The 25,616-nt window shown below is 64.4% G+C and carries 21 protein-coding genes; 7 read left to right on the forward strand and 14 right to left on the reverse strand.

The annotated features are described in order from the left end of the window. Positions 1-53: 53 nt before the first annotated feature. From JG746_RS27475 to ehuR, 12 genes are all read right to left on the reverse strand, one after another. Entirely contained in the window at positions 54-842 is a 789-nt protein-coding gene (locus tag JG746_RS27475) for a DeoR/GlpR family DNA-binding transcription regulator (RefSeq protein WP_202355580.1), read from the reverse strand. A 68-nt stretch (positions 843-910) separates the two neighbouring features. Next, positions 911-2,032, reverse strand: coding sequence for an acyltransferase family protein (locus JG746_RS27480; protein WP_202355581.1), 1,122 nt, complete (start codon positions 2,030-2,032; stop codon positions 911-913). A 211-nt stretch (positions 2,033-2,243) separates the two neighbouring features. Beyond that, the gene (gene doeB / locus JG746_RS27485) at positions 2,244-3,245 is read right to left on the reverse strand and encodes a N(2)-acetyl-L-2,4-diaminobutanoate deacetylase DoeB (protein ID WP_202355582.1); all 1,002 of its coding nucleotides are present in this window, start codon (positions 3,243-3,245) and stop codon (positions 2,244-2,246) included. Between the two features lie 5 nt (positions 3,246-3,250). After that, positions 3,251-4,429 (reverse strand): ectoine hydrolase DoeA, encoded by a 1,179-nt coding sequence (doeA, locus tag JG746_RS27490; protein ID WP_202355583.1) that lies wholly within the window; start codon positions 4,427-4,429, stop codon positions 3,251-3,253. Between the two features lie 88 nt (positions 4,430-4,517). After that, entirely contained in the window at positions 4,518-5,510 is a 993-nt protein-coding gene (locus tag JG746_RS27495; protein ID WP_202355584.1) for a cyclodeaminase, read from the reverse strand. Beyond that, on the reverse strand, positions 5,507-6,493 hold the full coding sequence (eutB, locus tag JG746_RS27500; protein WP_202355585.1) for a hydroxyectoine utilization dehydratase EutB: 987 nt from the start codon (positions 6,491-6,493) through the stop codon (positions 5,507-5,509). The genes JG746_RS27495 and eutB overlap by 4 nt, the downstream gene beginning before the upstream one ends. Positions 6,494-6,498: 5 nt before the next feature. Beyond that, the gene (gene eutA / locus JG746_RS27505) at positions 6,499-7,278 is read right to left on the reverse strand and encodes an ectoine utilization protein EutA (RefSeq protein ID WP_202355586.1); all 780 of its coding nucleotides are present in this window, start codon (positions 7,276-7,278) and stop codon (positions 6,499-6,501) included. 3 nt (positions 7,279-7,281) lie between these two features. Beyond that, on the reverse strand, positions 7,282-7,941 hold the full coding sequence (gene ehuD / locus JG746_RS27510; RefSeq protein WP_202355587.1) for an ectoine/hydroxyectoine ABC transporter permease subunit EhuD: 660 nt from the start codon (positions 7,939-7,941) through the stop codon (positions 7,282-7,284). Continuing rightward, positions 7,941-8,600, reverse strand: coding sequence for an ectoine/hydroxyectoine ABC transporter permease subunit EhuC (gene ehuC, locus JG746_RS27515; RefSeq protein WP_202355588.1), 660 nt, complete (start codon positions 8,598-8,600; stop codon positions 7,941-7,943). Before ehuC ends, ehuD begins: the two co-directional genes overlap by 1 nt. Positions 8,601-8,813: 213 nt before the next feature. Then, positions 8,814-9,665 (reverse strand): ectoine/hydroxyectoine ABC transporter substrate-binding protein EhuB, encoded by an 852-nt coding sequence (gene ehuB, locus JG746_RS27520; RefSeq protein WP_202355589.1) that lies wholly within the window; start codon positions 9,663-9,665, stop codon positions 8,814-8,816. 64 nt (positions 9,666-9,729) lie between these two features. Beyond that, positions 9,730-10,515: an ectoine/hydroxyectoine ABC transporter ATP-binding protein EhuA gene (gene ehuA, locus JG746_RS27525; RefSeq protein ID WP_274609310.1), complete on the reverse strand. Its 786-nt coding sequence runs from the start codon at positions 10,513-10,515 to the stop codon at positions 9,730-9,732. A 139-nt stretch (positions 10,516-10,654) separates the two neighbouring features. After that, complete coding sequence (gene ehuR, locus JG746_RS27530) at positions 10,655-12,040, reverse strand: MocR-like ectoine utilization transcription factor EhuR (RefSeq protein WP_202355590.1); 1,386 nt, start codon at positions 12,038-12,040, stop codon at positions 10,655-10,657. Between the two features lie 83 nt (positions 12,041-12,123). Between ehuR and JG746_RS27535 the strand changes: the two genes are divergently transcribed. The 5 genes from JG746_RS27535 (at position 12,124) to JG746_RS27555 (ending at position 18,399) form a co-directional block, all read left to right on the forward strand. After that, complete coding sequence (locus JG746_RS27535; RefSeq protein ID WP_202355591.1) at positions 12,124-12,615, forward strand: Lrp/AsnC family transcriptional regulator; 492 nt, start codon at positions 12,124-12,126, stop codon at positions 12,613-12,615. Positions 12,616-12,744: 129 nt separating this feature from the next. Beyond that, entirely contained in the window at positions 12,745-14,238 is a 1,494-nt protein-coding gene (locus tag JG746_RS27540) for an NAD-dependent succinate-semialdehyde dehydrogenase (RefSeq protein ID WP_202355592.1), read from the forward strand. A gap of 33 nt (positions 14,239-14,271) precedes the next feature. Then, on the forward strand, positions 14,272-15,651 hold the full coding sequence (locus JG746_RS27545; RefSeq protein ID WP_202355593.1) for an aspartate aminotransferase family protein: 1,380 nt from the start codon (positions 14,272-14,274) through the stop codon (positions 15,649-15,651). An 8-nt stretch (positions 15,652-15,659) separates the two neighbouring features. Further along, the gene (locus JG746_RS27550) at positions 15,660-16,763 is read left to right on the forward strand and encodes an alcohol dehydrogenase family protein (RefSeq protein WP_202355594.1); all 1,104 of its coding nucleotides are present in this window, start codon (positions 15,660-15,662) and stop codon (positions 16,761-16,763) included. Between the two features lie 139 nt (positions 16,764-16,902). Continuing rightward, a complete protein-coding gene (locus JG746_RS27555; RefSeq protein ID WP_202355595.1) occupies positions 16,903-18,399 on the forward strand; it encodes an HAL/PAL/TAL family ammonia-lyase in 1,497 nt (498 codons plus the stop codon). A 39-nt stretch (positions 18,400-18,438) separates the two neighbouring features. Here the strand turns inward: JG746_RS27555 and JG746_RS27560 are convergent, their stop codons facing one another. Further along, entirely contained in the window at positions 18,439-19,878 is a 1,440-nt protein-coding gene (locus tag JG746_RS27560) for an NAD(P)-dependent oxidoreductase (protein ID WP_202355596.1), read from the reverse strand. A 215-nt stretch (positions 19,879-20,093) separates the two neighbouring features. Beyond that, positions 20,094-21,440 (reverse strand): NAD(P)/FAD-dependent oxidoreductase, encoded by a 1,347-nt coding sequence (locus JG746_RS27565; RefSeq protein WP_202355597.1) that lies wholly within the window; start codon positions 21,438-21,440, stop codon positions 20,094-20,096. A 319-nt stretch (positions 21,441-21,759) separates the two neighbouring features. Here JG746_RS27565 and JG746_RS27570 point away from each other — a divergent pair, with 319 nt between their 5' ends. Then, positions 21,760-23,643 (forward strand): ABC transporter ATP-binding protein, encoded by a 1,884-nt coding sequence (locus tag JG746_RS27570; protein ID WP_446721100.1) that lies wholly within the window; start codon positions 21,760-21,762, stop codon positions 23,641-23,643. After that, positions 23,643-25,535, forward strand: coding sequence for an ABC transporter ATP-binding protein (locus JG746_RS27575; protein ID WP_202355599.1), 1,893 nt, complete (start codon positions 23,643-23,645; stop codon positions 25,533-25,535). The genes JG746_RS27570 and JG746_RS27575 overlap by 1 nt, the downstream gene beginning before the upstream one ends. Positions 25,536-25,616 lie beyond the last annotated feature (81 nt).

Below are 25,616 nucleotides of genomic sequence, written 5' to 3' on the forward strand. Positions count from 1 at the left end.
GACACTAACACAGGAAAACCAAATATCAACTCAAAAAGTCACAAAATATCACATCAAGTCGCAACGATGAGTTCAGGACCTTTCCGCAGAAGCGCCTCGACAAGGGCGGGTTCAGGACTGGCGTCGACGATCACCCCGGTGGCCCGTTCGAAATTCGGAATCCTGAGCGGCGTCAGCTTGCCGAACTTGCTGCTGTCGAGCACGAAATAGGCCTTGCCGGCGAGCGCGATCATGCGGCCGCGCTGCTCGGCCCCGGCGCGGGTGAAGTCCGTGACCTCGCCATCGGGCGACAGGGCGCCGCCGCCGAGAAAGGCGATGTCGACGCGAAAGCGGGCCATCGCATCCAGCGTGTCGATGCCGGAAGCCGCCTCCTCGCCTGGATCGATCTCGCCGCCCAGCATATGCACGCGCATGCCGGGGACATGGCACAGATGCAGCGCGATCTTCAGGCTGGCGGTGCAGATGGTGAGATCGCGCAGGTCCGTCATCGCCTGCGCGACGGCCATTGTGGTGGTGCCGGAATCGAGAAAGACCACCATCCCATCCCTCACCAGATCAACGGCAGCCCTGCCGATCGCCGCCTTGCCACCGGCGTTTTCCTGGCTGCGCAGGCTCATCGCCGGTTCGCTCGGCTCGAACCGGGCAGCACCGCCATGCACGATGCCGAGCCTGCCCTGGTCCGAAAGCAGCTTCAGGTCACGACGGATGGTTTCGCGCGAGACATCGAAGAACTCGGCCAGTTCGGCGACGCTGACCGAACCCTGGGCGCTCAGCCGCCTGAAAATTTCATCGTGGCGACGCGGAGCAAGGGCGCGTGCCGGCAGGCGGCTGACGGGAGACATGGCGATTCCTCATGCCGAGAATTGATGTTGCAATATGTGGCAGTGAACCTACGTACAAGCAACCGGACCTAGGCTGCCGTGGCCGGCCTATCCTTGAACAGGATCGGATCAGCAGCAGCCGGCTCCGCATATCGTATACGCAAGCGCAAGAATGGCGCTTCGATGCAGGTGTAGCTGAGATAGCCGATCGGGATGGTCGCCAGAAAGCACAGCAAGGACCAGAGGCAGGCAATGTAGAGATTGCTTATGTCCATGACGTTCGTGTTGATGAACGCCGCCAACTGCATGACGAAGAACAGGTGCAGGAGGTAGATCGAATAGCTGTAAGCCCCCGCCTTCTCCAGCATCTTGAAGGGCAGGCCTGCTCGCTGCCTCGGGAAGCTGGTGTCGTAATAAGCGATCCCAAACGAATAGGCCGCCGCCTCCACCGTTGGCAGGATGATCCATATCCAATGCGGCGAGGGATAGCGCTCAAGTTGGTAAAATCCTCCCGCAGCATCCAACCACCAGAAGAATCCCGAAAAGGCCAGCAGAACGGCCAGCGCGAGCCAGTGCCGGCCCTTCGCATGGGCGCGGAGATGGAAGGCAAGGATGCCGGCGAGGAATTGATCGGCATGGCCAATAATGGTCCAGGCCGCCACGGACTGCACCTCGCCGAGCTGCACGTAAAGCGCCCACCTCAGCAGAATGGCTGCCGTGATGAACAGCAAGGGTGCGAACAGGAAGCGTGCGGACGCCATCAGCAGGAACGGCAGCAAGATGTAGAAGTGGGCTTCCACGGTTATCGACCAACCGCCATTCGGGAGGGTGGGAAAGATCAGCCCCTTCCCGACGTCGGTGAGATACGCACCCAGGGGCTGGCCCGCCGCATATCTGCGGCCAGCCTCGATGGCTATCACGGCCAGCAGGAGCGGAAGCAGCCTCAGCGCCCGGTTGGCGAAAAAGGGCAGATAGCTGACCCGTTTCCCATCAAGAAGCTTGGCGAACAGGTAGCCGGAGAGCGTCATGAACAATGCAACGCCGGTGTACCCTTCATCCAGAAGGCTGAAGATGGGCAGAGCCGGCACGAAATCGTAAGGCACCGGCCCCTGCGGAGACTGGTGGAGGAAATGCCAGGTGAAGACCAGGAAAGCCGCAAGGCCACGAACATGGTCCAGCGCCGGATAGTGTTCTCCAGTCGAAGATCTCATGATTCAGACCAGGCGCCCGGCGTTCAACGATCATCGCCATGTCGCGCAGTCCAATGCCCGCAACGATGGCAGCAGAGCGAGGGTCCGCTTGCCGAGCCTAGTTTGTCTGCCTCTCGTTAATTTAAACTTCCATCCGATGCAGAAAATCCGGCGCGGCCAGCCGCAACTGCCAGAGACCGCGCCGCATATGCCTGGACGCAGCCGCCTTCGATCAATCGACCTCCACGGCCACCACCGCCGCGCAGTCCCCAGCCTTGACCAGGCCAGGAAAATGCCGCGCCGCCAGCATGCCCGACATTTTTGCCCGGATCTCTTGCGGGGCAATGCCGGTGCGGCCGGTGGAATGGATGCGCGCCAGCACCACGCCCGTTTCGACTGGCTCGCCGAGATCGACCATGGTTTCGATCATGCCGTCCTCCTCGGCGAAGGAAAAGCAGTCGCCTGACGGCATGTCCAGCCATTGCGTTCTGCCCTTCTCGACCGCGCCGGCAACGATGCCTGCATGACGAAGCACGTTGAGAATGCCGCGCCGTGCTATCCGCACCGTTTGCGCGCGCGAGGTGCCGCCGCCGCCAAGCTCGGTGCTGACGAAGACCTTGCCCATTTCCTCGGCCGCCGTGTCGTACATGCCAACGGAATCGATCTCGATCATGCGCATCGAGAACGGTGCGGAGAATGCCGCGACAGCATCGAAGGCTTTCTGCTCCAGCGCCTTGTCAGGCAGAGTGTGGGCAGCACAGAACGGGACGAAATCCAGCGTCTTTCCCCCGGAGTGGAAGTCGAAGACGATGTCGGCGCGAGGCAGCAATTCGCGCTGGAAATAGTCGGCGATCTTTTCCGTCACCGTGCCATCCGGCCGGCCGGGAAAGCTGCGGTTCATGTTGCCCTTGTCGATCGGCGAGGTGCGGGTACCGGCGCGGAAGGCGGGATAGTTCATCGCCGGCACGATGATCACCGTGCCGTTGACGTCCTTCGGATCGAGCGTGCGGGCAATGTCGTAGAGCGCCAGCGGCCCTTCATATTCGTCGCCATGATTGCCGCCGGAAAGCAGCGCGGTTGGGCCCTTGCCGTTGCGGATGACACAGATCGGGATCATCACCGACCCCCAGGCCGAGTCATCGCGGCTGTAAGGCAAGCGCAGGAAACCATGCTGGACGCCGTCACGATCGAAATCGACGGTCGGCGCGATCGGCGACGGGCGGAGGCTGGACATCGGGCTCAATTCTTCACCACCAGTTTGCGCGGTACATTGGCCAGGCACTCTACACCGGTTTCGGTGATCAGGATGGACTCGGTGATCTCCAGCCCCATCGTCTCCAGCCACAGGCCGGTCATGAAGTGGAAGGTCATTCCGGGCTTGAGTTCTGTGCGGTCGCCGGGGCGCAGGCTCATCGTGCGCTCGCCCCAGTCCGGCGGATAGGACAGCCCGATCGAGTAGCCGGTGCGGTTGTCCTTGACGATGCCGTATTTCTTCAAGACGGCAAAGAAGGCATTGGCGATGTCCTCGCAGGCGTTGCCGGGCTTTGCAGCGGCAAGCCCCGCCTCCATGCCTTCCAGTGTCGCCTTCTCGGCATCGAGGAATTCCTGCGTCGGCTTGCCGAGAAAGACGGTGCGCGACAGCGGGCAGTGGTAGCGGTTGTAGCAGCCGGCGATCTCGAAGAAGGTGCCCTCGCCCCGCTTCATCGGCTGGTCGTCCCAGGTCAGATGCGGCGCCGAGGCATCAGCGCCGGACGGCAGCAGCGGCACGATCGCCGGATAGTCGCCGCCAATGCCGTCGACGCCGCGCGTGCCGGCATCATAGATCTCGGCGACGAGATCGCATTTGCGCATGCCGACCTCTATTCTGTCGACGATGCGCTGGTGCATGGCTTCGACGATGCGGGCGGCCTTGCGCATATAGTCGATCTCGGTCGGGCTCTTCACCGCGCGCTGCCAGTTGACCAGGGCGGTGGCATCGACGAAGCGGGCGTTGGGCAGATGCTTCTGCAGCGACGCGAACGCAGCGGCCGAGAACCAGTAATTGTCCATCTCGACGCCGATGGTGAGCTTGCCCCAGCCGCGATCGATGAGCACGCTGGACAGGAAATCCATCGGATGGCGCTCGGTCGACTGCACGTAATGATCGGCGTAGCCGACGATGTTGTCATGCGCGAGATAGGCGGTACGCTTGGCGCCGTTGGCGTCCTGGCCGCGGCCGTACCAGACGGGCTCGCCCGATGGCGGCACGATGACCGCCTGGTGCACATAGAAGGACCAGCCATCATAACCGGTGAGCCAGGCCATGTTGGAGGGGTCGCTGATCACAAGGAGATCGACGCCCTTGGCCTCCATCGCCTGCCGCGTCTTGGCGAGGCGATCCGCAAATTCGCCGCGCGAGAATTTCAGGTTTGGTTGCATTGTTCTTGGTCCTCGTTTGTTGGGCCTTGGAGCATGATCTGGTCGGAAAACCGGTTACCCCTTTCCGGATCATGCTTTGCGGCCAGCATCAGCTTTCAAAAATGGTTCCGGCATTGGTTGCCCGTGCGCGATCGCGCGCGAGCGTGGCAATCGCGGTGTCCTGCACACCCGTACCGGTGAGGTCGGCGATGGTGATGTCGCTGGCCGAGCGTCGGCCGTGTTTTGTGCCGGCGATGATCTGGCCGAGCTCGGTCACCTCGGCATCGGCCGCCATTACGCCGGCCGCGATGGCATGATGCAGTTCGCCCAGGCGCCGCGTCTGGCGCGCGCTGTCGGCGACATAGAGGTCGGCCATGCGCAGGATGGCGGGGGCAATCTCGTTCTTGTGTTCGGCGTCCGAGCCCATGGCGGTTATGTGCTGGCCGGCGGCGACGAAGCCTGCCTTGATCAGTGGCTCGATCGAAGGCGTGGTGGTGACGATGATGTCGGCGCCGGCGACGGCATTCGCCGCGTCTGATACGGCGCGCACGACAATGCCCAGTTCTTCGCGCAAGCGGGCAGCGGTGGCTTCGGCCTTGGCGGCGTCGCGCGCCCAGATGCGTGCTTCCGCGATCGGCCTGACAAGACGCAGTGCTTCCAATTGCAGACCTGCCTGCAAACCGGCGCCGAAGATCGCGGCCACGGTGGAGTCCTCGCGCGACAGATGCTTCGCCGCGACCGCGCCAGCCGCGGCGGTGCGGACATCGGTGAGGTAGCCATTGTCGAGCAGCAGCGCCTCGACCACACCGGTCCTTGCCGAAAGCAGCACCATCATGCCGCCACCGCTTGGCAGGCCGAGCTTGGGATTGTCGAAGAAGCCGGAGCTGATCTTCACGGCGAAGCCGTCAATACCAGGCACATAAGCGGATTTCACGTCGACCTCGCCGCGATGCTCGGGAATATCGAGGCGCAGGATCGGCGGCATCGCCACCGGCAGCGTTGCCAGCGCGCGGAACGCGTTCTCGGCGCAAGCGACGGCATCGAGATCGAGCTTCACGATCTTGCGTAGCTCGGCCTCGGTGAGGATCGTCATACGGCTCATGCGGCGCGCTCCCCGATTGCCTCGCCGCAGACGATCCCGCGGTGCGCATTCATGTCGATGTTGCGGCCGGAGAGCAGTACAACCACCGGCCCGTTCGTCCTGACCTTGCCGGCGAGCAGTGCCCCGATGCCGACCGCGCCGGCGCCCTCGACGATCTCGCGCTCCTGCGCATAGGCGTGGCGGATGCCGGCGGCGATCTCGTCCTCGCTGAGCAGGATGACGTCGTCGAGCAGGTCGCGGCACATGGCGAAGGTCAGCCTGTTGTCGAGCCCGATGCCGCCGCCGAGCGAATCCGCCAGCGTCGGCAGTTCCTCCACGGCGACAGGCCTGCCGGCGTCGAGGCTTGCTTTCATCGCAGCGCCACGCGCCATCGAAACGCCGATGACTTTTGTCCTGGGGTTGATCCCTTTGACGGCCGCGGCCACGCCGGAGGCCAGGCCGCCGCCGGAAAGCTGCACCAGGGCGAGACCGGCATGCGGGACCTGCTCGATCATCTCCAGCCCGAGCGTGCCTTGCCCGGCGATGATGGCGGGATGGTCGAAGGGCGGCAGCATCACCAGGCCCTCATCAGCCACCAGCCGCTCGGCCTCCTGCTGGGCGTCGTCCTGGCTGTTGCCGACAATGCGAACCTCAGCGCCGAGCCGGCGGATTTCGTCCAGCTTGTTCTGGGGGACCAGCCGCGACATGCAGATCACCGCGCGCATACCTTCGAGCTTCGCCGCATGCGCCAGTGCCCGGCCGTGATTGCCGGTCGAGGCCGCGACGACCCCGCGCGCTTTTTCTTCCGGGCTGAGCGAAGCGACGGCGTTCGAGGCGCCACGCAGCTTGAAGCTACCGGTGGTCTGGCGCTGCTCGAGCTTGAGGTGAACGGGAACACCGAGACGCTCGGAAAGGCTCGGAGACAAAACGGCCGGCGTGCGCTCGACCTTGCCGGCAATGCGGTCGCGAGCTGTGCGGATATCGCCAAGGGAGACGGTTGCCATGGTCATCAATCGCGCGGCAGCGACAGTGTCATCAGACGGCCGAATTCGGGACGCGGCGTCTCATCGCCACACAGCCGCAGGCAGTTCCAGGCGCTGGCCTGGTTGCTGGTCACGACGGGGCGGCCGATTGCCTGTTCCATCCCTGTGACGGCAAGCGCTCCGCGCAGCGCCGTACAGGACACGAACAGGGCGTCGGCCTGTGGGTGGGTCGTCTGGCGCGCGAGATCGACAAGGGTTGCCGGGGGGATTCGCGCCATCTCGCGGTCGTCCTCGAAGGCGAGACAGGTGAAGCTGGCGATCTCAAAACCACGCGCGGCGAAGTAGGCCGCCATCGGCCTGGACGTTTCGACCGTGTAAGGGGTGAGGATGCTGATCCGGCGCACGCCGAAAGCGTTCAGCCCGCGCACGCCGGCCATTGGCGGCGTGACCACGGGCACGCCTGGCTTGGTGGCCTGGACCGCCACCTCGATCTCGGCATCGCCGATCACCACCGAGGCCGAGGTGCAGGAGTAACAGATCGCATCGAGTTTCTCGTCGGGCAGGATGAGCGCCGCGCCCGCCGTCAGCGCCGGCTGCATCTTGCGCAGGTTTTCCGGCGTCGTCGGATTGGCATAGGGAATGCGCGCGACATAGACACCGATGCTTTCGCTCGCCACCATGCGGCGAAAGTCGGGCTCGCTGGTGTGATCCGTGGCCAGGATGATCAGACCGACGCGCTTGTCGAGCGGACGATCATCGAGCGATGGGCGCTTCGGATGGACCTTGATTTCGGGCAAGGGTTTCATCGGCTATCTCTCGATCTTGCCGTAACGGCGTTCCAGCCAGCGCAGCAGCACGACCGAACAAAGGCTGATGGCGAGGAAGAAGGCGCCGACCAGTGTGATCGGCTCGATGTAGCGATAGTAGGTGTTGGCGACGCTCTTCGCCTGGTTCATCAGCTCCAGCACGGTGATCGCCGAGAGCAGCGGCGTCTCCTTGAACATGGCGATGAAATAGTTGGCCAGCGCCGGGATCATCGGCGGAATCGCCTGCGGGATGATGATGTGCGTCCAGGTCTGCCGGGCAGAGAGATTGCAAGCCTTGGCGGCCTCCCACTGGCCACGCGGCACATTGTCGATGCCGGCGCGGTAGACTTCCGCCGTGTAGGTGCCGTAGTGCAGCCCAAGTCCGATGACGCCGGCGACGAGCGGCGGAAGCAGGATGCCGATGTCGGGCAGCACATAGAAGATGAAATAGAGCTGCACCAGAAGCGGTGTGCCCCGAATGAATTCGGCGCCCCAGCCGACGGTGCGCGACAGCGCCTTGTTGGGCGAGCGGCGCGCCAGTGCAATGCCGAGCCCGACAATTGCCGCCAGCACCGAGCCGAGCAGCGTCGCCAGGATGGTGATCTTCACCCCCTGGATCAGCGTCGGCAGGATCTGCCGGACAAAATCCCAATCCCATTCCATCAGGCGCGCACCCCGTCCAGGCCGCGCGCCATGCGGCGCTCCAGCGAGCGCACACCCCATGAAATGAGCAGCGCCAGGATGAAATAGATGACCAGGATGGTGGTGAACGGCACCATGGTGTTGCCGGTCTGGGCGCGCACCACCTGCGCCTGGAAGGTCAGGTCGGCAAGCGAGATCAGCGAGACCACCGAGGTCGCCTTGAGCAGTTCGATGGCGTTGTTGCCGAAGGTCGGCAGCATCACCAGAAAGGCCTGCGGCAGGATGACGTGGCGCAGGCCCTGCCAGCGGCCGAGATTGAGGGCGATGCAGGCCTCATGCTGTTCGCGGCCGATCGACTGCACGGCGCCGCGCACCACTTCGGCGGCATAGGCGCCGACATTCAGGCCCAGCGCCAGCACGCCGGCCTGCAGCGGGGTCAGTTCGAGGCCGATCAGCGGCAGCACGAAATAGGCGAAGAACAGCTGCACGAAGATCGAGGTGCCGCGGAAGAATTCGATATAGGCTGTGGCGAGCGCCCGCAGCAGAAAGAAGCGTGACAGCCGCCCCATGCCGGCCAGAAAAGCCATGATCAGGGCAAGCACCGACCCCATCAGCGTCAGCTCGATGGTGACAAGCGCTCCCTGCAATATCAGGCCTAGATAGCCGGACCACTGGGTCATGTAGATTCCAACGTTTGATCTTGGTCCCTTCTCCCCGTTTCACGGGGAGTTGAGGAGCGGTCCGCGTAGCGGGCGAAAAGCCAATTGCTTGGCTTTTCGAGCGACGAAAGCCGGCAGGCAGATGAGGGGCAGCGAGAACTTATGAAGGTATGCGCCGCCCCTCATCCGCCCCTTCGGGGCACCTTCTCCCCGTGAACGGGGAGAAGGCAAAAGTCATTTCGCCGAGCAGAGCTTGTCGCGTGTCGTCGACATGGCGGCGGCGGCCGAGAAACCGTATGGCTCGATGATCTTGGCAAATTCGCCCGACTTCTTCATCTTGGCGAGCTCGACGTCGAAGGCGTCGCGCAGCGCTTCGTCGCCCTTCTTGAAGGCGGCGCCGTCGCAATAGACCGGGGCGCCCTGCACCGGTGCGATGACTTCGAGGTTCGGGTCATTGGCCTTCTTCATCAGATCGTTGATCGACAGGACAGGCAGCGAATAGGCGTCGATGCGGCCGTCCTGCACCATCTTCAGGCCGCTCTGGCCGTCCGGCACGACGATGACGCGTTCGCGCGGCACGCCGGCGTTGAGCGCCAGCTTCTCCTCGGTGCCGCCGCCGGGCGCGCCGATGGTGGCCGACGTGTCCTTGGCGACGTCCTCGTAGCTCTTGAAACCCTTCGGATTGCCCTTCTTAACCAGCATCGCCTCGGCGTCGCAAAGCACCGGTTCGGAATAGGCGACAGCCGCGCAACGCTCGGGCTTCATGAACAGGCCGGCGGTGACGACGTCGAAGCGGCCGGCCTTCAAGCCGGGGATCATGGCGCCATATTCCGAGATCGAGGCGACGATGTCGCCGACGCCGAGCCGCTTGAAGATCTCGCGCGCCACATCGGGCGCCGCGCCCGAAACCTTGCCGTCGGCGGCGACCGCCGTGTAGGGCGGCTCATTGGCGATGGCGACACGGGCGAAGCCTTGCGACTTCAGCTGCTCGAGCTTGCTGTCCTCGGCCGAGCCCGGGATCGAGGCGGCCAGAACCGTCGTCAGTGCCACGCCGGCGACGCCGGCCAGAATGCCAAGTTTCTTCATTGTTCCCAACTCCTTGTTTCTTGTCTTGGTTTGTCTGGGGCGTTCTTCCGCCCCCGCAAAGCGGTCAGACGCGATGTCCGGCCGCGATGATCTTCTTCAGGAAGCCTTGCGTGCGCTCCTGCTTGGGATTGCGGAAAATCTCGTCGGGTTTGCCTTCCTCGACGATCTTGCCGCGATCGAAGAACAGCACCCGGTCGGCAAAGTCGTGGGCAAACCCCATCTCGTGGGTGACCAGAAGCATGGTCATGTCGGTCTCGGCGCAAAGCCGCCACAGGACGTTGAGCACCTCCTCGACCAGTTCCGGATCGAGCGCCGACGTCACCTCGTCGAACAGCATGATTTTCGGCTGCAGAGCGAGTGCGCGGGCGATCGCCACGCGCTGCTTCTGGCCGCCGGACAGTTGCGCCGGCATCGCCTTGGCCTTGTCGGCCATGCCGACCATGTCGAGCAGTTCCATCGCCCGCTTTTCGGCGGCGGCGCGCGGCGTGCCCTTGGTCAGCATCGGCGCCAGCGTCACATTGTCGATGACGCTCTTGTGCGGAAACAGGTTGAACAGCTGAAAGACCATGCCGATTTTCTGGCGCATCCGCGCCAGATGCCGCTCGTCGGCGGGCAACAGCTGGCCGTTGCGCTCCATATGGTAGAGGTGCTCGCCCTCGATCTGGATGTGGCCGCCGTCGATGCGCTCCAACGTCATCAGGATGCGCAGGATCGTCGTCTTGCCCGAGCCGGACGGACCGATCAGCGCCAGCTTCTCGCGCGGCATGACTTGCATCGACAGGCCGTCGAGCACTTTGAACGAGCCAAAGCTCTTCGAGATGGCATCGACCTTGATGATGGGTGCGGACAAATGAATTTCCCCGTGCTGGAGAAGCCTGTGCCCTTAACGATGCGGAACGCGCCAAATCATGTCAATTGGGAAAATAATATCATGACAATATTTCCCATTCCGCACAATTGTTGAGCAATCGGGGCCAAGGAGTGCGCCGCTAGATGGCAAGCAGCAGATGCTCGGGATCGCCAAGCAAGAGCTTGGTGACAACGCCGAGGCCGGCGCGCAGTTCCCCTTCGGTGGTCGAGCCCAGCGAGATGCGCACCGCCGGATGCCAGGGCGCATCCGAAATGCGGAAGGATGTGCCGGGTGCAATCGCCACGCCCTGCAGCCGGGCCTGCGCGACAAAGCCCTCCTCGGCGCGGTCGTCGGGCAGTTGCAGCCAGACATGCAGCCCGTCGCGCCGGGCGCGGTAGTCGATCCCTGCAAGCACTTGCGCCGCGATGTCCTGCCGCCGCCGAAGAGCGGTGCGCTGCCAGCGCACCAGGTCCATCGCGGTACCGTCGGTCACCCATTTGGTGGCGATCTCGGCCACCAGCGGCGTCGCCATCCAGTTGGAAACCAGGTGCCGGTTGGCGACAGCGGCGACATAGCGGTCGGGCGCGGCGAGGTAGCCGATGCGCAGGCCGGGCACGGTGATCTTGGTGAAAGAGGTGACGTAGAGCGTGCGTTCCGGCGCGAAAGCCGAGACCGGCGGCGGCCGGTCCTCGACCAACGGCCCCAGCACATCGTTCTCGATGATGGCGATGTCGTGCTTGCGTGCAACCGCGGCGATCTCCTCGCGCCGCCGTGCATCCATCAGCGTCGCCGTCGGGTTGATCACCGAGGGCTGCACGAACACCGCGCGGATGTCGGAAAGCCGGCAGGCCTCGTCCAGCGCCTCCGGGATCAGGCCATTGTCATCGATCGGCAGGCCTTGGAGGTTGAAGCCCAGATAGCGCGCCAGCGGCACCAGCGTGTGGTGGCCGATCGCCTCGGTGGCGACGGTCGATCCCGGCGGCGCCACGCTCATCAGCGCTACCGTCATGCCGGCGGTGGCGCCATTGGTCAGGCTGATGTTCTGCGCGGAAGCATCGAGCCCGCACAGTTTCAGCCATTCGACCGCCACGGCGCGATGGCGGGGAAACACCATGTTGGGCCGGAAGGACAGGGCCGAACTCGACGGCAGGTTTTCTGCCAGCCAGCCCAGCGCCTGCTTCAGCCGCTCTAGATGCATCGGCTCGCAGACCGGCTTCAGGATGGAGAGGTCGATGACCTCGCCAAGACGCTCCGGCAGATAGGGCGGTTCCGGCTCGCGGCGCTGCGTCTGGACGAAGCTGCCGCGGCCGATCTCACCCGAAATCAGGCCGCGCCGGATCAATTCCTCATAGGCGCGGCTGACCGTCTGCACCGATAGCTTGAGGTCGTCGGCCAGCCGTCGATGCGTTGGCAGCCGCGCGCCATTGGCCAAACGCCCGTCATGGATGGCGCGCGCGAACTGGTCGGCCAGCGATTGATAGGCCGGCCGCCTTATGAGCGCGGGATCGGGTTGCCACAATGTCATGACTTATTAGAGATCGAAATCAGTGCAATTGACAATCGAAATAATGCGCCATCATGGTACTGTTGACGAAAAAGTGGGCCCTGATGACTGCTGCGAAACTCGACGCCATCGACCTCAAAATCCTCGACGCCATCCAGCGCGACGGGCGCATCACCAAGCTGGCGCTGGCCGAACAGGTCGGGCTGTCGCCGACGCCGTGCTGGATGCGGCTGCGCAAGCTGGAGAAGGCCGGCATCGTTTCGGGCTATCACGCAAGGATCGCCATGCGCGTCGTGGCGCCGGTTGCCACCGTGCTGATGGAGGTGACGCTGGCCAGCCACCGCCAGGCCGATTTCGACCGCTTCGAGCGCGTCATCCGCGACATTCCCGAGATCGTCGCCTGCTGGTCGGTGGGCGGCGGCGTCGATTATGTGCTCAAAGTGATGGCGCGCGACATCGATGCCTATCAGCGGCTGGTCGACAGCCTGCTCGAGCGCGAGATCGGCATCGACCGCTACTTCACCTACATCGTGACCAAGACGGTGAAGGAAGAGATCGCGCTTCCCATCTCCGAGTTGCTGCCGGCGTCGCCGTAATGCCGGAGAGATCGTCTGCCGAGACGGCACAATAGAGAGAATCTCTCTCCTTCAGGGCACCCAAACAGCCTCTCTGTCCGCGCATGGCGGATACTCTCCGGCATCAGACCAAACCGGGAGGCTTCGACCATGTCCGCGCATTTCGCCCGCTCGCATCGCCATGAGGCGCTCGACCGCCTCGCCGACCGCCGGCTGCTGCGCGAACTCGCCTATGTCGACGGCCACTGGACGGCCAGCGAGGCGGCCGAAAGTTTTGAGGTCACCGATCCGGCGACGGGAAGCACGGTCGCCTTCATTGCCGCGCTGGACGCGCGGCAAACGACAAAAGCGATCGATGCCGCCGCCCGCGCCTTCCCGACCTGGCGATCGCTGCTGCCTCAAGAGCGCTCGAAAATTCTGCGAAAATGGTTCGAGCTGATCATCGCCGCGAAAGACGACCTCGCTTTGCTGATGACGCTGGAACAGGGCAAGCCGCTGCCGGAATCGCTGGGCGAAATCGATTATGCCGCCTCCTTCGTCGAATGGTACGCGGAGGAAGCCAAACGCCTGAACGCCGAGAGCGTCACCAGCCATCTGCCCAACGCTGAAATGATGGTGCGGCGCGAGCCGCTCGGCGTCGTCGGCATCGTCACGCCGTGGAATTTTCCGTCGGCCATGTTGACCCGAAAGGCGGCCGCCGCCCTTGCCGCCGGCTGCTCCATCGTCGCGCACCCGTCCTCGGAAACGCCGCTGTCGGCGCTGGCACTGGCCGAGCTTGGCGAGCGCGCCGGCTTGCCGCCCGGCGTCTTCAACATCGTCACCGGCAAGGCCGCGACGATCGTCGGGCGCATGTGCGAGGACCCACGCGTCCGCGCGATGAGCTTTACCGGCTCGACGGAGATCGGCCGGCTGATCGCCGCGCAGAGTGCCCCGACGATGAAGCGCTTGGTCATGGAGCTTGGCGGCCACGCCCCGCTGATCGTGTTTGCCGATGCGGATCTCTACAAAGCGGTCAGTATCGCCATAGACGCCAAATTCGCGACATCAGGCCAGGATTGCCTCGCCGCCAACCGCATCTACGTCCAGCGGCCGATCTACGACCGCTTCTGCGCCGCCTTTGCCAAGCGCATCGAGGCATTGCGGACCGGCAACGGCCTTGACGACAAGACTGACATCGGGCCGCTGATGCATGAGCGCGCCGTCCAGAAAGTCGAGGAGCAGGTCGCCGATGCCATAGCCCAAGGCGCGCGATGCCTTGTCGGCGGCAAGCGGCACCCGACCGGGCCGCTGTTCTACCAGCCGACGCTGCTGGCCGACGTTTCCGACGCGGCGCTGATCATGCGCGAGGAGACTTTTGGACCGGTCGCCGCGGTGACGCCGTTCGACGGCGAGGACGAGGTGATCGCCCGCGCCAACGCCACCGAATATGGCCTGATCGCCTATGTCGTGACCGAAAACGGCGCCCGCCAGCAGCGCCTGGGCCGCGCGCTCGACTATGGAATGATCGCCATCAACCGGGTGAAGATCACCGGCGCGCCGATCCCGTTCGGCGGCGTCAAGCAGTCCGGCATCGGCCGCGAGGGCTCGCGCCATGGGCTCGAAGCGTTCACCGATCTCAAGTATCTCTGCCTGGACGTCGCATAAGCTCGCCCCGGCCACATCTCAAGGAGTAGAAAAATGCTCGACCAGTCCAACGAACTCGCCGCCTGGGATCGCGACCACTTCTTCCATCCCTCGACGCATATGGGCACGCACGCGCGGGGTGAATCCCCGACCCGCATCATGGCCGGCGGTGAAGGCGTCACCGTCTGGGACAACAATGGCAGGAAGAGCATCGATGCCTTTGCCGGCCTCTATTGCGTCAATGTCGGCTATGGCCGCCAGAAGATCGCTGATGCCATCGCCACCCAGGCGAAGAACCTTGCCTACTATCACGCCTATGTCGGCCACGGCACCGAGGCTTCGATCACGTTGGCCAAGATGATCATCGACCGCGCGCCCAAGGGCATGTCGAGGGTCTATTTCGGCCTCTCCGGCTCGGACGCCAACGAGACCAACATCAAGCTGATCTGGTACTACAACAATGTGCTGGGCCGGCCGGAGAAGAAGAAGATCATCTCGCGCTGGCGCGGCTACCACGGCTCGGGCGTGATGACCGGATCGCTGACCGGGCTCGACCTCTTCCACAACGCCTTCGACCTGCCGCGCGAGCCGATTCTGCATACCGAGGCGCCCTACTATTTCCGCCGCGCAGACCGCTCAATGAGCGAGGAGCAGTTCTCGCAACACTGCGCCGAGAAGCTTGAGGAGATGATCCTGGCCGAAGGCCCCGAAACCGTCGCCGCCTTCATCGGCGAGCCGATCCTCGGCACGGGCGGCATCGTGCCGCCGCCCGCCGGCTATTGGGAGAAGATCCAGGCGGTGCTGAACAAGTATGACGTGCTGCTGGTCGCCGACGAGGTGGTGACGGGCTTTGGCCGGCTGGGCACCATGTTCGGCTCCGACCATTACGGCATCAAGCCGGACCTGATCACCATCGCCAAGGGCCTTACCTCGGCCTATGCGCCGCTGTCGGGTGTCATCGTCGCCGACAAGGTCTGGCAGGTGCTGGTGCAGGGATCCGACAAGCTCGGCTCGCTCGGCCATGGCTGGACCTATTCGGCGCATCCGATTTGCGTTGCCGCCGGCGTCGCCAATCTCGAACTGATCGACGAGATGGATCTGGTGACCAATGCCCGTGAGACCGGCGCCTATTTCCGTGCTGAGCTCGCCACGGCCGTCGGCAGCCACAAGAACGTCGGCGACGTGCGCGGCGACGGCATGCTGGCGGCGGTCGAGTTCGTCGCCGACAAGGACGACCGGGTGTTCTTCGACGCTTCGCAGAAGATCGGGCCGCAAGTGGCGACAGCGCTGGCCGCCAGCGGCGTCATCGGCCGCGCCATGCCGCAGGGCGACATTCTGGGATTCGCGCCGCCGCTCTGCCTGACCCGCGAGGAAGCCGACATCGTTGTTTCGAAGACGGCGGATGCGGTGAAAAGCGTGTTCGCCAATCTTTGAGATCGACGATGAATGCCATGACCAGAACCGTCCCCGCCACCATGGCCGCCGTGCTGCTTACCGGGCACGGCGGACCGGAAAAGCTCGTCTACCGCACCGATGTGAAAGTGCCTTCGCCCGCACCTGGTGAAGTGCTGGTCAAGGTCAGCGCTTGCGGCATGAACAACACCGATGTCTGGGTGCGCCAGGGCGCCTATGGCACGGAAGAGGATGCGGCCGCCGTGTCGACCTGGCGGCGGCAGGGAAACACGCTTGTTTTCCCACGCATCCAGGGCACCGACACGGTTGGCCACATCGTTGCCGTCGGTGACGGCGTTTCGCCGGACCGAATCAGCGAACGGGTGATGGTCGATTTCTCCATCTACAACCGAGACGACGATTCACTCGCCGACATCGACTATATGGGCCATGGCCGCGACGGCGGTTATGCCGAGTACCAGACCGTGCCGGCTGAGAATGCGCATGTCGTCGACACGGATATGAGCGACGTCGAGCTCGCCACCTTCTGCTGCGCCTATCTGACCGGCGAACAGATGCTGGAACGCGCTGGCTTGAAGGCTGGCGAGCGCGTGCTGGTCACCGGCGCCTCGGGCGGCGTCGGCTCCGGCATCGTGCAACTGGCGCGGGCGCGCGGCGCCATTCCCTATGCCGTGGTCGGCAAGGGCAAGGAACAGGCGGTGCTCGACATCGGCGCCGAGGCCGTCATCACCCGTGGCGTCGCCGACCTGCCGCAGGCGGTGATCGAAGCGACCAACGGCCAGCCGATCGACGTGGTGGCCGACCTCGTCGGCGGCGCGATCTTCAACGACCTGCTGCGTATTCTCAGGCCCGAAGGCCGCTACACCACCGCCGGCGCGATCGCCGGTCCGGTCGTCCAGCTCGATCTCAGAACCATGTATCTCAAGCAACTGCAACTGCATGGCTCGAGCCAGGGCACGCGCGCGGATTTCCGCCGCATCGTCGGCTACATCGAGGCGAAGAAGATCCGGCCGCTGGTCGGCGGCGTCTACAAGCTCTCCGATTTTCATCGCGCGCAAGCGGACTTCGTCGCCAAGGATTTTGTCGGCAAGCTGGTTGTGGTGCCCGACGCCATCGCCGAGCGGCCGGCATAGTTTCCTGACCCTCGCTCTGGCCGCCGTCTCGCCTCTGCCCCAATGGGAATGGCTTGCAGTCGCGTCTGCGAGCCGTCACAAACGGCGACGCCCGTTGTAATGCTGGTCCGGGCATCTGGTCACAGGATACAGGCGAGACATGACAGCCCGGATAGTATTGCTCGATGCCAAGCCGCTCGGCGTGGCTGACGTCGCCGAGATCGCACGGCGCAATGCCCGGCTGATGCTGGGCGAGGAGGCAATGCGCCGCATCCGGGCAAGCCGCGCCCTGATCGAGCATCTCACCGGACTTGGCAGACCGATGTACGGCGTCACCACGGGCCTCGGCGCCTGTGTCGACACGCCGCTCGCGCAGGCCGACCTGATCGCCTTCCAGCACAGCGTGCCGCTCAGCCACAGCATGGGCATCGGACCGGCGCTGCCTACAGAGGCGGTGCGGGCACTGATGACCGCGCGCATCTCGGGCATGGCCGCCGGCGGCACCGGCACCTCCGAACGCGTGGTCCTGGGCCTCGTCGCGGCGCTCAATGCCGGTGTGCATCCGGTGATCCCGACCTGGGGTTCGATCGGCGCGGCCGACCTTGCCCATCTCGGCCATATGGCGCGGTCGCTGCGCGGCGATGGCGAAGCGGAGTTCCAGGGCAGGATCATGCCCTCCGTCGAAGCGCTTGCTCTCGCCGGGCTCGAGCCGCTCGACCTGCGCGAAAAGGACGGCCATGCCATCATCGTCGCCAACAGCCTGTCGACTGGAACGGCATGCCTGTGCCTCGAGGACGTCGCCCATCTCATCGACTGGGCGCTAGCTGCCGTGGCGCTCAACTACGAGGCGTTTCGCTCTTCCCTCACCGCAATCGACGAGGATGCGCTGGCTGCGCGGCCGGCCTTCGGCCAGCGCGAGATCGGAGCCCGGCTGCGCGCCGAGTTGGCGGGCAGCGGTCTGTGGCAGGACAAGGCGGCGCGTCGTCTGCAGGATCCGCTCAGCTATCGCTGCGTGCCGCAGGTCTGGGGCGGCCTGCTCAATGCGTTCGAACGGGCGCGGCTGGCGACAGAGATCGAACTGACCCATTCCGGCGACAATCCCGTCATCCTGGCGGAAGGCGAACGGGTGATTTCCAACGGCAATTTCGACCTGACGGCAATGACGCTGGCCTGGGAGCAGCTCGGCCAGGCGCTGGCGCATTGCGCGGTCGGAACGGCCAACCGCTGCATGAAGCTGATGTCGCCGATAACAGCGGAACTGCCGCGTTTCCTGTCGGCGAGAGGCGGCAGCCGCCAAGGCTATGCGGAACTGCAGAAACCATTGTCGGCGCTGGAAGCCGAGATCCGGCACCTGGCCAATCCGATGTCGCTCAGCCCGCTCGCCGTTTCAGACGGTATCGAGGACCAGTCGTCGATGGCGCCACGCGTGGTGGCCAAGACCGCCGAGATCATCGAGCGCATGCGCTATCTCGTGGCGATGGAGCTGATCTTCGCCGCCACCGGCGTGGAGTTGCGCGGCGTCGTCGACAGCATGGGCGAAGGGCCGCAGCGCACCTTCGCCGCCGTGCGCGCGCTGGTCAGCCCGCTCGACGACGACCGCGAGATGAGCACCGACATGACGCGGATGGCGCGAATCGTGGCCGGCCCCCGGTGCTGAGCCAGCGCCCCCTCCGCCTGCTCCAGCGCCAGGTCGAGCCTATTGGTAAGGACCTCTGAGGTTCAGGCCCTCCGCCAGAAGGCAGAAGCGGTCGATCAGCCGGACGAGTTCTTGGCCCTGTTCGGCTACGACCTTGCCGCGTTCTGCTGGCGGCGTGTCCGCCAAAGCCTTCCACAACCGGCTTTGCCGATCGCAGAGATCCGCCAGTTCGGAGCATTCGCTGGCGGTCAATTTAAGAAGGTGATCCGCCGTCACCGGCCCGATGCCTGGGGGCGTCGTCGCCCCCAGGGAAAGATAATCCGCAGGCACGGTGCCCTTGGCATTGCTCACCGATTTGCGGCAGATGACGTCGAACAGCTGGTCGACTGCCTGTTTGGCGCCGGCGACACGTGAGGGATGGTCCGTATCGGCAGCGGCGTGCGGCAGAAGTTCGAGTTTGTCGCCATGCTTTTCGACGAGGTCGAGATAGGGCAGCATCGGGCCTGAAAGAGCGCCGGTCGAGACATTCCTGAACAGATCGGCGTCGATAGCGGCGTGGCGCACCTGCCCGGCATCGAGGGCGTCGCCGAGCGCCGCAACGTCGACAAGCTCGCCGCGATCGTAGTTGACCAGCACCGCGCCCTTGTTCATGCGAGACAGGACATGCTTGCCGATGAGCCCGGCATTGGCGTAGCGGCCGGTCTGCGCATCCTGCTTGCCGAGGCCGACATGGACGCTGAGCACATCGGCGCCTTCTGCCGCATCGATAAGGTCTGGCGCGAAGGCAAAGCCCTCCGCTTCGATCCAGTCGCGGTGCCGTGGCCTTGCATGGATCACCACGCGCATGCCGAAGGCACGGGCGAGCTTGGCCACCTCCCTGCCGATATTGCCGTAGCCGATGATCGCGATCGTCTTGCCTTCGAGTTTCTCGGTCGGGAAATCACGCAATTCCCTGCCGGTGTCGAAAGCGCCGCGCGCCACCCGGTCGTGAAGCAAGCCGACCGGGAGATCCGGCAGCACTTTCAGGATCGCCTTCATCACCATCTGCGCCGTCGCGCGGCTGTTGATGCCCGGCGTGTTCATCAGCACAGCGGTGCCGCCCTCGCCGCTGCCGCCGCCCCAGGAACGAGAACCCATATTGCCGGTGCCGGCGCCGATCCGCACACCGGCCAGCGCAAAGGCCGTCTCGGCGGGCAGGAAGGTCGCGGCCGCGATGACGGCGTCATAGCGCCCGTCGCCAGCGGCTTGGATCAGCTCGTCGCTTGTGCTGAGATCCGGCTGGTAGAAGAAATGCACCCGGCCACGTTCGAGGCCTGTTTTGTCGCCAAGTGCGGACAGGTGGAAGCGGCCGCCCTTGGCCTCGATATGCGCGCGCACCTCGCTCGGGTCAGGTTTGCCGTCGGGTCCGAAGCGCAGGCCGACCAGATCGCAGATCAGCACGGCGTAGACGCTTTGCGGGTCGATCGGCTCCAAGGCCTGTGCGCTGGTGTTTGCGGTCACGTCGTTTCCCCCATGCAAGGCCTGCTGCGACACCAAGGAGGTGTCCTGAACAATCAGAACCTATCCGCCCGGAAGGGCGTCAGATCGATCACAGGCGGCAAACCGGCGGCAAGTTGCGACACGATCTTGCCGGTGACGGCGTCGCCAATGAGGCCCTGATGGCCATGGCCGAAAGCATAGATGATGTTTTGGCCCGTGACGCCGGACAGCCCGATCTAGAGGCTGGGTCCCAGCTTGATCAGGCTGCCGTCGCTGAAGCGGGATTGACGGAACCTGCGAAGATCATGTCCGATCTCGTTTCCCTGGACGAGGTCGGACACGACGCGGCCCATGCCGGGCCCGATGCCGAAGCCGTGGCCGCTCATCCCGGTGGCGATAACGAGCCCCGGAATTTCGGCGGCACGATCAACGACCGGCACTACATCCGGCATCGCATCGATCATGCCCGCCCAGCTTGCCTTGATCGGCACCGTCTTGAACTGCGGGAACAGCGCGGTGAATTCGCGGTCGATATCGCGCAGCGCCGAGGCTTTGGGGGCGGGATTGAGGATGCGCATCCGTTCGAACGGGCTCTCCTCGTCCGCGTGCCATTTGCGTGGCGTTGACCAGCCGTCCGGAAACCCTCGCGGTGCCGCTGGCAGATAGTGGGTGCCAAAAGGATTGGCCATCAGAGCGGGAACATATTTGCGCGCGTGGCGAAAAGCGTCAGGCCCGATATACAGCTGATTGGAGCCTCCGGATGCCAGCGTGTAGCCGCCATCCTGCCTGCGCCGGAACGCAATATGGTCGTCGGCGACGGCACCCGCATGGATATCGGGCATGGGTCCGGTCGCGGCGACGGTCGCCCTGACGCTGAGCTGCGGAATGGAAACGCCGTGCGCGCGCAGGAACAGCGACGTCCAGGCACCACTTGCCACGACAGCGTTCGAGGTGGCGATACGGCCCTGCTCGGTCCAGACCCCGCTGATGCGTCCGGCCGATAAGTCGAGCATGCGCGCCGCACAATTCTCGATAATCGTGACGCCCTCACGGGCGGCCAGGCGGGCAAGTGCCGGCACCGCGACCCAGGGCTCGGCGCGCATGTCCGATGGGGTGGTCATTGCGCCCTTGAAAGAGCGCGACATGGCCGGGATAAACTTGGCTGTCTCTGCCTGGTCGAGCAGACGCGTGTCGACGCCGTGGCTCTTGGCTACTTCCAAGAACTTGGCGAAGCCGGCCATCTCCTTGTCCGTTCGCGCAAGATAGGTAACGCCGGTCTGCTTCAGTCCGATGTCCTCGCCGCACTCCTCGGCCAGTTGCCGCCAGAGGCGTTGCGCTTCGATGACAACCGGCAGTTCATCGGCATCGCGACCCTGCTGCCGGATCCACCCCCAGTTCCGCGACGACTGCTCGCCGGCGATGCGGCCCTTCTCCAGCAATGTCACCGAAATGTTGCGCCGCGCCAGGAACAGGGCCGTGGTGACGCCGATGACGCCGCCGCCGATGACCACAACCTCGCAAGCCTTCGGCAGCGGCGCCTGAAACTGGATCGGCATGGCCTCGGTGAAGGGAAAACTTGTCAAGGAAGACTGACCTCTTGCTAAAGCCGCGCCAGCCCGCGCTGCCTGACCGGCGCTTGCGTGGACTGTCGGCGCTGCGTGACAGAACTGATAGTCCGTCGAGGCTGGGTCTCGCTGGAGAATCTGCGCGTCAAAGCCACAAAATTGTTTAGGCCAGTGGATGTCGCATCGGCGCCATGACATGAATTTGAGGGCAAGGCGGCGAACGCCGGCATCGCCCGTCAGGCACAGTGCGATGGCGCCATTGGCCCCTTGAAGGGCCAAGCCGGACACGCGTAACATCACGCGATCAGAACTGAGTCTGCTTCATTCGTCCGGGCTAATGTCCGGATTGGACTGGATATTTTCCTTGCCTACGGATGCAACCAGCAGCGCGGCGAAGCGCGGCAAATCGTTTGCCCATGTGGCGGAAGCCTCCTGGGGCAAGGGCCTCAGCACCTTGCTGCGTATCGTGCGCATGACGCTGCGCCATCCCTGGCAGGTCGCCATCACCCTGATCTCGACCTTCATCGCCGCGACGCTGCAGCTTTTCATCCCACGCCTGCTGGGACGCGCCATCGACCAGGCGCAAGGCGTGATGGCTGCCAATGGAGGCACTGTCGCGGAACAGGCACTATGGCACACGGCGCTGACGCTGCTGGTCGTCAGCGTCCTGCGCGGTCTCTTCACCATGGCGCAAAATTACTATGGCGAGGCCGTCGGCCACCGGACCGGCTATGAATTGCGGCTGGCCTTCTACGAAAAGATCCAGCGCCTGAGTTTTTCCTACCACGACAAGGTCCATACCGGCGATCTGATCACGCTCGGGCTGCTCGATCTCGATGGCGTGCGCATGTTCTTTTCCACCGGCATATTGCGCGTGGTGCTGCTCGGCGTGCTGATCGGCGTCGGCGCCTATCTGTTGATCAGCACTGATCTCGTGCTCGGGCTGCTCAGCCTGAGCTTCGTGCCATTCGTCGCCTGGCGCTCCTCGGTGACCCAGCTCAGGCTGCGCAGCACCTGGCTGACGCTGCAGGAGCGGCTGTCCGTGCTGAGCCGGGTGATGGACGAAAATCTCGGCGGCATCCGCGTCGTGCGCGCCTTCGCGGCGCAGCGGCATGAGCTCAAAAAATTCGACCGCGCCAAGCAGGCTGCGCTGGAGCTGGCCAATGAGCGCGTCGACATCCGCGTCTCCAACACCAGCGCCATGAATTTTTCCTTCCTGGCGGCGATGGGGCTGGTGCTGTGGTTCGGCGGCCAGAAGGTGATCGCGGGCCAGATCAGTGTCGGTACATTGGCGCAGTTCCTCACCTTCATGACCATCCTGCAGATGCCGGTGCGCCAGCTCGGCCTGATGGTCAACTCGTTCGCGCGCGCCTCGACCTGCGGCACGCGGCTGTTCGAACTGCTCGACGCTGAACTCGACATCGAGGACGCACCCGATGCCAGGGATCTCGTCATCACCGAGGGCGTGCTGCGCTTCGACAATGTCGGCTTCCGCTATGAAGGCGCGGGCGGCCGCCCGACCCTGTCCGGCATCTCCTTCGAGGCGAGGCCCGGCGAGACGATCGGCATTGTCGGCCCGCCCGGCAGCGGCAAGTCGACCATCGCGCATCTGATCCCGCGCTTCTACGATGTCACCTCCGGCGCGATCACCATCGACGGCCAGGACATACGCAAGGTCACGCTGCAATCGCTGCGCAAGGTGGTGGGCGTGGTGCAACAGGACGCGTTTCTGTTCACCACCTCGATCGAGAACAACATCGCCTATGGCAATCCCTGGGCGCGCGAGACCCGCATCGGCCAGGCCGCCGAGTATGCGCAGCTGCACAACTACATTATCGGGCTTCCGGCCGGTTACACCACGGTCGTCGGCGAGCGCGGCGCGTCGCTTTCCGGTGGGCAGCGGCAGCGCCTGACCATCGCGCGCAGCCTGATGCTGCGGCCATCGGTTCTGGTCTTCGACGATTCCACCGCGGCCATCGATGCCGGCACCGAACAGCGCATCCGTGCGGCGATGAAGCGCTTCGCCAAGGATCGCGTCACGCTGATCATCTCGCACCGGCTGAGTTCGCTGATGCATGCCGACCAGATCCTGTTCGTCGAGGGCGGCCGCATCGTCGAGCGCGGCACGCATGAGGAACTGCTGGCGCTGGGTGGGCGCTACCGTGCGCTCTACGACCTGCAGGTGCGGCCGGATGATGACCGACTCGAGGGAGCCGCGTGATGTCGACGCCGGACGACGACGAGAAGGACGACAAGAGCGGGCGGCCGACCAAGGCGGTCGTCGGCTCGCACCGCGACGAGGAAGAGGTTTTCGGCAAGGTCTACGATCCGCGCATCGTCAGGCGCATCTGGAGCTTCGTCAGGCCCTATCAGGGCCGGATCTTCATTTCGGTGGCGGCGGTGCTGGTGTTCACGCTGACGCAGCTGGCGATCCCGCTGGTCATCCGCTACGCCATCGACCACGGCATGGCACCTGGCAGGCTCGACCGCTCGGTGATGATCTCCGCGATCGTCACCTTCACCGTGATCATCCTCATCAACTACGCCGCCAGCCATGTGCAGGAAAGCGTCGTCGGCAAGGTGGCGGAGAACGTGCTCTCCGACCTGCGCCGCGCCATGTTCAGCCATCTGCAGCGCGTGTCGCTCAGCTTCATGGACAAGACCGAGGTCGGCCGGCTGATGTCGCGCCTGCAGGGCGACGTCAATTCGATGCAGGAATTTCTCGAGACATCGGTGATGTCGGTGGGCGATATCGTGCTTCTGTTCGGCATCGTCACAGTGCTGCTTTGGCTCGATTTCCGGCTCGGGCTGCTGACGTTGTCGACCATGCCGATGCTGTTCATCGTGCGGCTGTTCTGGCTGCCGCGCGCCAAGGTCGCCTTCATGGCCGCGCACGAGACCAACTCCATCGCCAACGGGGCGCTCGCTGAGGGCATCCATGGCGTGCGCACGGTGCAGAGCCTGGAGCGCCAGCACGTCAATTTCGACCTCTATGACGAGAAGGTGCTGGCCAACCTCAACGCCCATCTGCGGTCGGCGAAATATGCGCAGGTGATGGTGCCGATCGTCGACACGCTGACCGGCATCGCCATGGCGACGGTCATCGTCGTCGGCGGCTCGATGGTGCTGTCGCACAGCCTCGACGTCGGCGTCATGGTGGCGTTCCTGTTCTACATCCAGCGCTTCTTCGACCCGATCCGCTCGCTCACCATGCAGTACAGCGTCATGCAGCGCGCCATGGCGTCAGGCCAGCGGATCTCCGAAGTGCTCGACGTGCCGGTGGATGTCAGCGGCAAGGACAATGCGGTGACGCTGTCGCGCGACACGGACGGCTCGGTCGAGTTCAGGAACGTGACCTTCGGCTACCGGCCGAACCAGCCGGTGCTGAAGAACATCTCCTTTCGCGTCAATCCGGGCGAGACCGTCGCCCTTGTCGGCCCGACCGGGTCGGGCAAGTCGAGCTCGATGGCGCTGGTGCACCGCTTCTACGATGTCTGGTCGGGCGAGGTCCTGGTCGGCGGGCACGACGTGCGCGACCTGACGCAGGATTCGCTCGGCGACCAGGTGGCCATGGTGCTGCAGGAGCCGTTCCTGTTCTCCGGCACGGTGCTGGAAAACATCCGCTACCACAAGACAGCAGCCAGCCGCAAAGAAGTGGTGCGCGCGGCACAGGCCGTCGGCGCGCACGACTTCATCGAGCAGCTACCCGATGGCTACGACACCGAACTCGAGCAGCGCGGCGGCAACCTTTCGCTCGGCCAGCGCCAGCTGATCAGTTTTGCGCGGGCGCTGGTGGCCGACGCCAAGATCCTTGTGCTCGACGAGGCCACGGCCAGCATCGATTCCTACACCGAGATGCTGATCCAGAAGGCGCTGATCACCTTGCTGGAGGGCCGCACCGGCCTGGTCATCGCCCACCGGCTCGCCACCATTCGCGGCGCCGACCGCATCATCGTGCTGCAGAATGGCGAGATCGTCGAAAGCGGCAACCACGAACAGCTTATGCAGAGGAAAGGCCTCTACGCGCGCCTCTACAACATGAACTACGCTTCGTTCGACGACATTTCCGAGGAAGAGATGGGACTGGACGCGGCGGTCGGCAAAGCGACGTGAGGGGTGCCGGTAGGGGTTCGAACCGCCCCTGCCCTCCCGAGAAGACTTTTGCGAGATCCCTTGGCGCGGCCGCTGACCAGC

This window comes from Mesorhizobium sp. 113-3-3, from assembly GCF_016756495.1.
GTDB lineage: Bacteria > Pseudomonadota > Alphaproteobacteria > Rhizobiales > Rhizobiaceae > Mesorhizobium.